At 68.5% G+C, this 12,140-nt stretch carries 7 protein-coding genes; 5 read left to right on the top strand and 2 right to left on the bottom strand.

The window, feature by feature from the left end; genetic code table 11:
- The first annotated feature begins 11 nt into the window (after nucleotides 1-11).
- The 5 genes from HL658_RS26555 (at nucleotide 12) to HL658_RS26535 (ending at nucleotide 8,014) form a co-directional block, all read left to right on the top strand.
- Nucleotides 12-1,055: a hypothetical protein gene (locus tag HL658_RS26555; protein WP_180284776.1), complete on the top strand. Its 1,044-nt coding sequence runs from the start codon at nucleotides 12-14 to the stop codon at nucleotides 1,053-1,055.
- Between the two features lie 232 nt (nucleotides 1,056-1,287).
- Nucleotides 1,288-3,177, top strand: a complete 1,890-nt coding sequence (locus HL658_RS26550) for a hydantoinase/oxoprolinase family protein (protein WP_180284775.1) — start codon at nucleotides 1,288-1,290, stop codon at nucleotides 3,175-3,177.
- A 14-nt stretch (nucleotides 3,178-3,191) separates the two neighbouring features.
- Nucleotides 3,192-3,590, top strand: coding sequence for an acetone carboxylase subunit gamma (locus HL658_RS26545; protein ID WP_180284774.1), 399 nt, complete (start codon nucleotides 3,192-3,194; stop codon nucleotides 3,588-3,590).
- An 11-nt stretch (nucleotides 3,591-3,601) separates the two neighbouring features.
- The gene (locus HL658_RS26540) at nucleotides 3,602-5,737 is read left to right on the top strand and encodes a hydantoinase/oxoprolinase family protein (protein ID WP_180284773.1); all 2,136 of its coding nucleotides are present in this window, start codon (nucleotides 3,602-3,604) and stop codon (nucleotides 5,735-5,737) included.
- A 21-nt stretch (nucleotides 5,738-5,758) separates the two neighbouring features.
- On the top strand, nucleotides 5,759-8,014 hold the full coding sequence (locus HL658_RS26535; protein ID WP_180284772.1) for a hydantoinase B/oxoprolinase family protein: 2,256 nt from the start codon (nucleotides 5,759-5,761) through the stop codon (nucleotides 8,012-8,014).
- 75 nt (nucleotides 8,015-8,089) lie between these two features.
- Here the strand turns inward: HL658_RS26535 and HL658_RS26530 are convergent, their stop codons facing one another.
- Together HL658_RS26530 and HL658_RS26525 are read right to left on the bottom strand one after the other, a co-directional pair.
- Nucleotides 8,090-10,804, bottom strand: a complete 2,715-nt coding sequence (locus tag HL658_RS26530; RefSeq protein WP_180284771.1) for a winged helix-turn-helix domain-containing protein — start codon at nucleotides 10,802-10,804, stop codon at nucleotides 8,090-8,092.
- Between the two features lie 139 nt (nucleotides 10,805-10,943).
- Nucleotides 10,944-11,963, bottom strand: coding sequence for an NADP-dependent oxidoreductase (locus HL658_RS26525; RefSeq protein WP_180284770.1), 1,020 nt, complete (start codon nucleotides 11,961-11,963; stop codon nucleotides 10,944-10,946).
- Nucleotides 11,964-12,140: the final 177 nt, after the last annotated feature.

Raw genomic sequence — 12,140 nt, 5'->3', positions numbered from 1 at the left:
CGAGGTCTGACATGCTTCAGCTTGTCGAACATAATCAGGTTGGGTACGTCCGGGATGCCCTGCGTGCAATATTCGAGCGGAAGGGCAAAAAGCTCGGGGAGCGCCGCCTAACTACGCCTGGAGGCGCTTTTGACGCTGATCTAGTGTGCTGGCCAAAGAATGGCGGCAGCGGGGAAGGGCTTTGGGCTTACTTTCTAGAAAAAGCATGGAGTGGGAATCGTCTGCCCTGTGGATTTGGCTCATTTGAGGGCGAAGATTTTAGCAATCTTACCCCCAGCGTTGAAATGAATTTTTCTTTTGATCCTGAAAACCGACGGGTTTCGACACGCGCACTCAGAGATGATGCAGGAAATTTCTATATCGGGCATCGCGGTGGGCTTGGCGGTGGTCGTGCATCCGTCTCATCTGATGATTTTTCTGAACTGATTCGAGGTTTTGTTCGCGAGAAAATTATCCGATCTGATCAGAAGGAGGAACATGTTTTCATCATTGGCGCTATAACCTCGCAGTCCTTTTTGCCGCGTCTATTCTCATACGTAAAAGAATGTGAGCGCATCCGGACACTCGCCAAGAATGGGAAAATACCGGAAGACAGATTTTTCAATATCCGAAAATTGTCCGGAGCAGATAACGTATTTAATCGACAAAATGGGTCCAATGGAATAGGTGTATCAAGCGGGACGTATGATATAAACCGCTTGCATGGCCGCGTTGTAAATGCGTTGGCAGATGCACTTGGAGCAGCCCCCAAAAACAGCATGCATGATGAAATGAGACCTGATCTATATATAATGGATAAATATAATAAGATGAAAGTACTTTTTGAAGTCAAAGTGTCATCCGATACTCAAAGCTGGTTTACGGCATTGGGGCAGCTTGTTGTTTATGGCGCAGGACAAACGCCTCGCCCAAAGCGTATTCTCGTATGCCCTGCAAATCGAGAGGATCCAAATTTCAAACGCGCCATAGAGGAACTTTCTGTGAGCGTAGTTACTTTCACCATTGATGACGATGATTGCATAATATTTGATAATATTGATGTTTTTAAGGATTAATTTTTCCTAAAATGGCAACAAGTCCATTGGATCCTAATGTACTGACTGAGCTGATTTCCAATCTGGCTCGGCACACCTGACGATGGCCCCACCCTCTCCGCCCTGCGCGGAGGGGGCATTTCTCCCGCCCTGCCCGACGGCAATTCTTTCGGGTGGGGCGGCCCCTTCCCTCCCCGGCCAGGATGCGGACCGGGACGACCCGCGCCAGCGGGTGCCAAGGGGGAGGAAGACTGTGGGGTTCCTGGTCAGCATCGACAACGGCGGGACCTTGACGGACGTGTGCGCGACCGACGGCGCCGGCACCATCCATGTCAAGACGATCACCACGCCGCACGATCTCACCGAATGTTTCATCAAGGGGCTGGAGGCGCTGTCCGAGCGGGTGTTCGGGGAGGCCGATCTCGGCCGCATGATCGCCGGCATCGACCACATCCGCTATTCGACGACGCAGGGCACCAACGCCATCGTCCAGCGCAAGGGGCCGCGGATCGGGCTGCTGACGGACTCCGCGGCACTCGCCGAGGCCGCCGCCAACGCCGCGCCCGCGCTGTTCGAGGCCTTCGTCGGCGGGCGGGTGGCGGTGGTGCCGGGGGCGGGGACGGCCGGCAGCGATCCGCAGGATCTGGTGATGGCCGTGTCCGGGCTGGTGTCGGCCGGAACCAACCGGGTGGTGGTGGCGCTGTCCGGCGCGCAGGCGGAGGCGTTGGAACAGGCCGCCATGCGCGCGCTCTACCGCGCCTTCCCGCGCCATCTGCTGGGGGCGGTGCCGCTGCTGTTCTCGACCCGGCTGTCGCGCATCGGCAGCGAGGAGCGGCGGCTGTGGGCGGCGCTGGTGAACGCCTTCCTGCACCCGGCCATGGAGCGGTTCCTCTACAACGCGGAGAACAGCCTGCGCGACCACCGCGCGCGCAAGCCGCTGCTGATCTTCGGCAACGACGGCACGTCGACCCGCGTCGCCAAGACCGTCGCCATCAAGACCTACTCCTCCGGCCCGCAGGGGGGCGTGGTCGGGGCGGAGGTGCTGGCCGCCCATTACGGCATCCGCGACGCCGTCACCATGGACATCGGCGGCACCACCACCGACATCGCCGTGCTCCTCGACGGCCGCGTCGCGGTGGACGAGGCGGGTGCCATCGAAGGGGCGCCGGTGCCGATCCCGCTCGCCCGCATCCTCAGCATCGGCGCCGGGGGCGGCTCCATCATCCGGGTGGTCGATGGCGCCATCACCGTGGGGCCGGAGAGCGTCGGCGCCGCCCCCGGCCCCGCCTGCTTCGGTCGTGGCGGCACCCACGCCACCATCACCGACGCGTTGCTGGTCCAGGGTGTGCTCGACCCCGCCGCCTATTTCGGCGGGCGGCTGACGCTGGACGTGGAGCGCGCCGAACGGGCGGTGCGCACCGCCGTCGCCGAGCCGCTCGGCCTGACGTTGGAGGAGGCGGTGACCGCCATGGTCGACGCCTACGACGCCCGCATCGCCGCAGCGTTGCGGACGGAAGGTGGCGGCGACGGGGACGGCTGCGTGCTGATGGCCTTCGGCGGGGCCGGGCCGATGAGCGCTTGCGGCGTCGCCGAGAAGGCCGGGCTCTCCCGCGTGCTGATCCCGCGCTTCGCCGCAGTGTTCAGCGCCTTCGGCATTTCCTTCAGCGACATCCGGCACACCCATCTGGAGCCGCTGGCCGAGGCCGGCGGCGGGCTGGAGCCGGCGCGAGCCGAACTGCTGGAGCAGGCGCGCCGCGGCATGCTGGCGGAGGGCTTCGCGCTCGACGCCTGCCGACTGGACTGGTCGGTGCTGACCCCCGACGACGGCGGCCACCGCAGCGCCCCGCTGGACGAGGCGGCGGCCGACGCGCCCGGTGCTGGGCGCTGGCTGGCGTTGTCGGTGGTGCGGCCGATCGACCGCATCGCGCTTGGACCCGCCGAGGTGACGGAGGGCACCCGCGCCGAACCGTCGGGCGAGCGCCGCGGGTCCGAGACGCTGCCCCTCTACCGGCTGGAAAACCTGGCGCCCGGCGAGCACGGCGCCGGCCCCTGCCTCGTCGAGGAGGCTTTTTTCACCACACGGGTCAAGGCCGGCTGGCGGTTCACCGTCAGCGGCAACGGCGACCTGTTCCTGACCCGCTGAGGGAGGAAACAACCATGAAAGTCTTCGTCACCACCGCGCTCACCATCGACCTGGAGAGCGAGGCGTGGGAATGCGCCCACTGCGGCCACGAGCTGGGGCCGGCGCGCGACAGCTACAAGCGCGGGCTGCTGGTGCGCGAGCGCGACCCGGCCGAGGTGCACGCCCCGATCCTCGACCCGGCGCGCTACGCCTTCACCTTCGCCCCCGACCCGGCCTGGTGCCGGCTTCTGGAATACTGCTGCCCGCATTGCGGCCATCTGGCGGAGGTCGAGTATCTGCCGCCCGGCCATCCGCCGGCGCACGACATCGAGCTCGACATCGACGCGCTGAAGGCCCAGTGGGCCGCGCGCGAGGAGCAGACGGAACCATCGCTGGGGCCGGACTTCACCCCCCCGCCGCACCACCATCATTGAGGGCCGCCCGCATGCGCCGCGTCTCCGTCGATATCGGAGGAACCTTCACGGACTGCTCGCTGGTCTGGGACGGACAGTATGTGGAAGCCAAAGCGCTGACCACCCACCACAACCTGGCGCTCGGCTTCAACGCCTCGCTCGCCAACGCCTACGCCCGCCTCGGCCTGTCGCTGGAGGACGTGATGGAGGGCGTGGATTCCGTGCGCTACGCCACCACGCTCGGCACCAACGCGCTGATCGAGCGCAAGGGGCCGCGCGTCGGGCTGATCACGACAGCCGGCTTCGAGAGCATGGTGCCGCTGAGCCGCGGCCGCGGCTATGGCGAGGGGCTGCCCGACCGGCAGCGCCGCGACCTGCCGATGGCCGAGCGGCCCACCCCGCTGGTGCCGATCCAGCGCATCGTCGGCATCCGCGAACGGGTCGGCGAGCGTGGCGACATCCTGATGCCGCTCGACGCCGACGACGTGCGCGCCATGGTGCGCGATCTGGTGGACGGCGGCACCCAGGCCTTCGTCGTCTCGCTGGTCAACGCCGTGGTCAACCCCGAGCACGAGCGGCGCGTCGCCGAGATCATCCGGGAGGAGTTTCCGGAGCACATGCTGGGCTCGGCCCCCGTCATCCTCTCCCACCTCGTCGGCGGGCGGAAAGGGGAGTATGCGCGCACCTCCTCGGCCATCGTCGACGCCTTCCTGCACAACACCATGTACCACGGGCTGGCGACGCTTGAGCTGAACCTGCGCGACCACGGCTACCGCAAGCCGATGCTGGTGATCCACAATTCCGGCGGCATGGCGCAGCTCAACTCCACGGATGCCTTGCAGACCATCCATTCCGGCCCGGTGGCGGGCATCCACGCGTCCGAGCATCTGGCGGCGGAGACGGATCTGGGCAACGTCGTCTGCACCGACATGGGCGGCACCTCCTTCGACATCGGGCTGGTCGTCAAGGGCGGGGTGAAGTTCTACGACTTCAATCCCGTGATCGAGCGCTGGATGGTCAACATCCCGATGGTGCATCTGGTGACGCTGGGCTCGGGCGGCGGCTCGATCGCGCGCTACGACCGGCTGCGCCGCACCGTGGTGGTGGGGCCGGAGAGCGCCGGCTCCGACCCCGGTCCCGCCTGCTACAACCGCGGCGGCCGCGAGCCGACGGTGACCGACGCCGATCTGATGCTGGGCTATCTGCCGGCCGACCGCTACGCCGGCGGCGCCATCAAGCTGAACGCCCGGCGCGCCGAAACCGCCATCCGCCGCGCCGTGGGCGAGCCGCTGGGCGTCGATGTGGTGGAGGCGGCCAAGGCGATCCGCGAAAAGGTCGACAACGACATGGCCAACGGCATCGCGCAGGAGCTGCGCGCCCGCGGCTACGAGCCCCGCCATTTCACCCTGCTCGCCTATGGCGGCAACGGGCCGCTGCACGCCTGCGGCATCGCCAAGGTCATCGGGGTGGAGCGGGTGCTGGTGCCGCCCTTCAGCGCCATCTTCTCCGCCATCGGCGCCGGCAACATGCAGCAGATGCACATCCACGAGATGTCGGTGTACCTGACCCTCTACGACAGCAACACCCGCGCGCTCTTCGACGACTACGACCGCTTCAACGCCATCGTGGCAGAGCTGGAGGCGCGCGGGCGCAACGATCTGGCCCGGCAGGGGGTGGCGGCCGACAACGTCTTCCACCGGCTGGAGCTGGACATGCGCTACGGCAACCAGCTGGCGCAGACCACCGTGGTCGCCGGCATCGAGCGGCTGACCGGGGCGGACCAGCTGCTCGGGCTGATCGAGGCCTTCTCGCGCGACTACGGTCGCCGCAACGGCGAGGGCAGCCAGGCGCCGGAGGCCGGCATCCGCATCAACACCATGCGGGTCGCCAGCTACTCCACCGTGCCGTCGCTGAACTTCCGCGACGTGCTGCCGGGCGCGGCCGACCGCCGGGCCGCACCACCGCCGCCGCTGATCCGCCCCTGCCATTTCCTTAGCGACGACGGGCCGCGCGACACCGCCTTCCACGATCTGGACGATCTGCCCTTCGGCAGCGTGGTCGCGGCGCCCGCCGTCGTCATCTCCCCCTCCACCACCTTCCTGGTGGAGCCGGGCTGGCAACTGAGCGTCGGCCGCCACGGCAGCGGCCTGTTCGAACGCGTGGCGTGAGCGGAACCGGGAGGAAACACCATGAGCGAGACCATCACATCAGCCGGCGCCGCATCCGACGTGGCGTCGGGGATCGACAAGTTCCTGAAGGACACCACGCTGTTCCTGTCGCCCGACCCGGAGATCATGAACAACCATGGTCTGGAGCCGCGCACGGCGTATGAGGAGGCCAGCATCGCGCGCGAGAACGACCCGCGGCGGCTGGAGATCCTGCGCGAGCGCCTGCTCGCCGGGGTCAACGAGAGCTTCGAGATGCTGGAGCAGATGGGTGCCGCACCCGGCGCCAAATGGGGCGACTGCGTGTCGGCGGTCTACACCGCGTCGGGCGACCTGTCGCTGGCGAGCACCGGCGGCGTGGTCATCTTCTGCAACCTCGTCCAGTACCCGATCAAGTTCATCAACAAATACTGGACGGAGGAATCCTCGGTGGGCGTGCGGGAGGGCGACGCCTTCCTGGTCAATGACGCCCGCTACGGGCAGGCGCACAACACCGACCAGTCGCTGATGCTGCCGGTCTTCTGGGAGGGGCGCATCGTCGCCTGGGCCGGGGCCACCGTGCACGAGGGGGAGAACGGCGCCATCGAGCCGGGCGGCATGCCCTCCACCGCCGAGCAGGTGTGGGACGAGGGGCTGAAGATCTCGCCGATCAAGGTCGCCGAGAATTACGAGCTGAAGCGCGACCTCGTCACCTTCCTGCAGAACTCGGTGCGGGAGCCGAAGCTGCAATACGCCGACATGAAGGTGAAGATGTACGTGTGCCGGCGCATCGAGCGCCGCATCCACGAGGCCATCGCCGAGTTCGGGGTGGAGGCGGTGGTCGCCGCACTCCGCATGAATCTGGAGGACACCGCCGCCGAGGTGCGCCGCCGCTTCCTGGAATGGCCGGACGGCACGGTGCGCCACGCCTGGTGGACCGACGGGACGCTGCGCGAGAACTGCCTGATCAAGATCAACCTGGAGCTGGTGAAGAAGGGCGACAGCCTGACCTTCGACTACCGCGGTTCCAGCCCGGAATTCACCAACCGCTCGAACAACAGCCTGGACATCACCGTCAAGGGGATGCTGGCGCAGCTCTTCCTGACCTTCATCTGGCCGGACCTGCCGCGGAACCAGGGGGTGCTGGAGCCGGTGAAATTCATCTTCGACACACCGTCCATCCTCAAGCCCGCCTTCGGCACGCCCAACGCCCAGTCGATGATGAGCGTGTTCACCGCCTGGAGCGTCGGGCAGGTCAGCGCCATGAAGTTCCTGCACTCGGTGCCGCACAAGCACACCCGGGTGGTGGCGCCGTGGTTCAACATGATCAACACCTTCCTGTTCGGCGGCATCACCCAGCATGGCGAGATGGTCGGCAACGTCTGCGCCGACATCAACGGCATGGGCGGCGGGGCGCTGGCCGACCGCGACGGGCAGCATTCCTGCGCGCCGATCTTCGCCACCATGGCCGACCTCGGCGAGCAGGAGTTCATCGAGGAGGAGATGCCCTTCATCCAGCTCGTCTCCAAGAAGCTGATGCGCGACAACCAGGGCTTCGGGCGGACGCGCGGCGGCATGGGCTACCAGATGGTGCTGGCGATGCGCGACAGCCCCGCGTTCGGCTTCATGCTGACCGCCATCGGCTGCAAATTCCCCAACGTGCCCGGCCTGTTCGGCGGCTACGGCTGCCCGACCTACCCGCTGGCACGGGTGAGCGGGATCGACGTGTTCGAGATCCTGCGCACCAACCCCGGCCAGTTCCGCTACTCCATCGAGGAGCTGATGAACGAGCGGCCGTTCCCGGAGGCGACCTACAGCACCCACCCGATGTCGCTGCCCTACACGCTGGCCAAGCGCGGCGAGCTGTACATGATCGCCCAGGGCACCGGCGGCGGCATGGGTGATCCGCTCGACCGCGACCCGGCGGCCGTGGTCCGCGACCTGGAGGAGGGGCTGCTGTCGGCTGAGGCGGCGTGGCGCGTCTACCGCGTGGTCGCCGAGGCCGGGACGCTGCGCATCGACCAGGACGCCACCGCCGCCGCCCGCGACGAGGCGCGGCGGGAGCGCATCGCGGCGAGCCGGCCCTTCGACGAGTTCCGCAAGGACTGGGTGAAGCCGGCCCCGTCGCCCGACATCCCGTATTTCGGCTGCTGGGACGACCGTACGCGCGTACACGCCGGCCGGTCCGACGTCACTCATCCCGCCGGTCAGGTGTTGCCCCCCGTACGCCTGCCCAACCCCTTGCAGACGCGCATCGACGCGCTGGAGCGGGAGCTGGCGGTCCTGCGGGGCGGGGGGTGATCCCGACGCGGAGGGGGATGCTACGGGGGGCGGCCGGGCGAGCCGCCCCCTCCGTGGCGGCCCCGTCCCGGCGCTTCAGTCGATCAGCCCGAAATGGCGGGCGACGACGACGGCCTGCATGCGGCTGGCGATGTGCAGCTTCTCGAAGATGTTGCGCATGTGCCATTTGACGGTGTTGGACGATAGCGACAGCCGCTCGGCCAAAGCCTTGTTGGGCAGCCCGCTGGCGACCAGACGCAGGATGTCGCGCTCCCGCTCGGTCAGCCGCTCGAAGAGCTGGGGGGAGGTCTCCGCCCCGTCCTCCTCCGCCCAGCCCTTGTCCATAAGCACGTCGGGCAGCAGCACCTCGGGCAGTGGCAGGTCGGGCAGCGGAGTCTCGCCGGCTTCGGCCAGCAGCCGGTGCAGGTAGCCCTCGACCGGGTCGCGCCGCAGATGGCCGGGGGTCCTGGGCAGGGCCGCCGCGGTCTCCCGCAGCAGGCGGATCGCCGCCGGCCCCTCGTCCAGGAAGCTGCGGATGAAGGTGCCGGGCTGGCCCAGCTCCAGCGCCGTGATGAGCGCGCGGCGCGCGGCGCTGGTCTGCCCCTCGGCGTTCAGCGAGACCGCCAGCAGCAGGGTCAGCTTCAGCAGACGGCGGTTGCGGCGGCCGGCGCGGGCGCGACGCGCCTGGGCCTGGATGGCGGCGCGCGCCTCGCCGTGACGGCCCATGGCGATCTGCAGCCGGATGGCGGTGATGTCCTGCGCCTCCGCCTCGCTGGCGAAATAGGTCATGCCGGGCTGCTCGTCCTCGGGCATGGCGTCGAGATGGAGCCGGGCGGCGGCGAAGTCTCCCGCCAGCGTCGCCTGACGCGCCAGCTCGGCCCGTGCGTAGCGCACGAGGCGCGGCAGCCCATGCCGGTGGCCCAGATAGATGGCCCGCTCCATGGTGGCCGCCGCGGTGTCGGCGTCGCCGTGCGCCAGCGCGATGCGCGCCACCGTTTGCAGGGTCACCGCCAAAGGATCGACGATGGCTTCCTGCTCGACGCTGCGGGCGAAGTCGTCGAGGTGGCGTTCGGCCTCGGTCAGACGGTTGCGCTCGTACAGCGCCTCCGACAGGTAGGCGCCGATCACGGCGCCCGCCGTGCAGCAGGACGCGCCATCCTCCTCGACCCGCCGCAGCGCCGTCTTCAAGCCGCCCAACGCCTCCTCCAGCCGGCCCTGGCTGCTGTGCAGGGTGGCCGAAATGGCTTCCTGGTAGGCCTGCCCGAACAGGTTGCCGGACTCGTCGTGCAGCGGGCGCGCGGTGCGCAGCGCGTCGCGCGCGCCGTCGAAGTCGCCGCGTGCCGCCAGCGCAAAGGCCCGCGCGTTGAAGGCGACGGCGTATTTGAACCCGTGCTCGCGGCGGAGCTGGCCGATCATCGCGGCCGCCACCTCGCCCATCTCGGCGATGCGGTCCTGGGCGGCCAGCACAAACACGCGCACGAAATTGTGGAACCCCCAGTCCACCGGCCCGCCACCCCGCTCCTCCAGCACCCGGCGCAGCAGATCGACGATGGCGTCGGCCTTGGCGAACTCCCGCCGGAAGGCGTAGGCGATGCCGGCGGCGTGCAGCAGGTTCTCGTGCCGACGCAGCACCTCCGCCGGGATGCGGTCGACGCAGCGCACGATCAGGCCCAGCCGCTCCTCCGCCACCAGGCGGTCGACGATGCCGGCCAGCGTCGCGGCGGCGGTCTCGGGGTCGCCGGCTTCCAGGAAATGCAGCACCGCGTCGTCGGCCTGGCCGTTGGCGGCCAGCCACACCGCCACCCGGCGGTGACGGTCGCGCAGCGCCGCGGCCGGCAGCTCCCGCGCCACGCGCGCCAGCAGGAAGCGGCGGAACACGTTGTGGAACCGGTACCAGACGCCGCTGCCGTCCGGGGCGAGGAACAGGCCCAGCCGCTCGATGTCCTCCAGCCGCCCGCGCTCCGCCTCGTCGCCGGTCAGATGGACCAGCAGGTCGGGGTTGATCCGCTCCGGCAGGCAGGCGTGCAGCAACCGGTTGCGCACCGCGTCCGCCAGCCCGTCGAACACGTTGGCGGCGAGGTAGGTGATCAGTTCCGGCGCCACCTCCCCCGCCGGGGACGCCAGCCCGTGGCGCAGCCGGCCGTCGCGCAGGCAGAGGCGGATGCACTGGAGGGCCGCCGGCCAGCCCTCGGCGCTGTCGTGGATGCGCGCCACCTCCTCCGGCGACAGGGCCTGGAAGGGCTTGAAGAACTCCGCCGTTTCCGACGGGCGGAAGCGCAGCTCGTCGGCCCGCAGCACGATCGCCTGATCCAGCACCTGAAGGCGGGACAGGTTGATGGCGGGGACCGTGCGGGTGCCGACGCAGAGCTGGCCGCGCTCCGGCAAGGCCCGCAGAAGCTGGTTCAGCGCCGATGCCAGCCCGGCCGAGGCCGCCGTCTCGAAATCATCGAGGACGATGGTCAGATCGCGGAGGTCCCGCGCCGCCCGGCGCAGGATTTCCGGGATCGACGCGGCCGGCGGCCCATTTGGTCCTGTGCCCTGTTCCGACTCCAGCGCCTCCCCGAGCAGCCGGACGAAGTGGGCGGGGTCGGCGGCGTGGCTGTCCATGTCCACCCACACCACGCGTCCGCCGGCCTCCTCCCGCAGCGCGCGGTACTGGCGCAGCAGCGTGGTCTTGCCGAAGCCGGCCGGGCCGTGAACCACCACCAGCCGCGCATGGGCGTTGCGCACCAGCCGCTTCATCGGCTCGCGCCGCTGCACCACGTTGACGGCGGCTGTCCGTTCGGCGTCGCGCATGAGCACTGCTGCCACCCTTGTTCCCGAGTGTTGTCGAGCGGCGGCGGTCGTTCCGCCGCCGCTTCCTCCCTGGTGTCCGAGTATGCCTGTATGACGAGCGCCGTGCACGCACGATGATAAGTGTGGCAAACTAACATTATGAGCGGGTGGCCTGTCAGGCCGGTTCCGCCCCGATGCGCACCATCAGCTTGCCGGTGTTGCCGCCGGAGTAGAGCAGCGTCAGGGCGGACGCGGCGTTCTCCAGCCCGTCCACCACATGCAGCCGGTGCTTGATCCGCCCCTCCCGCATCCAGCCGGCGAGCTTGCCCTGGAACTCGGGGTAGCGGTCGAGGTGGTCGAGGATGACGAACCCCTCCACCCGCAGCCGCCGCATGATCACGTTGCGGAACATGGTGGGGCCGGGCACCACCTCCGCCGTGCGGTTGTAGGTGGAGATCAGGCCGCAGACGACGACCCGGCCGAAGTCGTTCATCAGTGTCAGCCCGGCGTCCAGGCAGGCGCCGCCGACATTCTCGAACAGCACGTCGATGCCATCGGGGCAGGCCGCGCGCAGGCCTTCCACGAGGTCGCCGTCGCGGTAATCGACGGCGGCGTCGAACCCGAGATCCTCGACCAGCCAACGGCATTTGTCGGCGGACCCGGCGATGCCGACGGCGCGGCAGCCGTGGATCTTGGCGATCTGCCCGACCACCGCGCCCACCGCCCCCGCCGCGGCGGAGACCACCACCGTCTCGCCCGGCTTCGGCCGGCCGACGTCCATCAGGCCGTAGAGCGCCGTCGGCCCGGCGATCATCAGCACGCCGAACGCCTCGTCCAGCGGGATGCCGGGAAAGCGCGGGAAGGGCACGAAGCCCGTGCCGTCGGTGATGAAACGGTCCGACCATGTGTGCATGCCGGTGACCAGCGCGCCGACGGGGAAGGCCGGGTTGTCGGAGCGCACCACCTCCGCCATCAGGAAGCCGCGCATCGGGTCGCCCACCCGCACCGGCTCCATGTAGATGTCCCAGTCGCTGAGCCAGACGCGGTTGGTGGCGTCCAGCGACAGATGGATGGAACGGAGTTCCATCTCGCCCGGCCCCGGATCGCGCAGCGGCTCCTCGCGCAGCACCAGCGTGTCGTCCTCCAGCGCGCCGCTGGTGAAGCGGTTGTAGTACCAGCGTCTCGCCATGGTCATGCTTGTTCTCCCCATTGTCCGTCCGGCCACCAATCCCAGAATGCCGGAACCGGACCGGTGCCGTCCCCTTCCAAAGGGTGGGGTGGGTGCCGCCGGCAATCGCATCCGGCCGCATCGCGATTTGCGTCCCCGACACCGGGTGGTACGCTGACACCTCCTCCCGGCACGGGCGATGGA

The sequence above is a fragment of the Azospirillum oleiclasticum genome (genome assembly GCF_013423485.1).
In the GTDB taxonomy this organism is placed as follows: domain Bacteria; phylum Pseudomonadota; class Alphaproteobacteria; order Azospirillales; family Azospirillaceae; genus Azospirillum; species Azospirillum oleiclasticum.
Note: the sequence above shows the minus strand (reverse complement) of the source record. Positions and strands in the feature narration are given on the sequence as shown.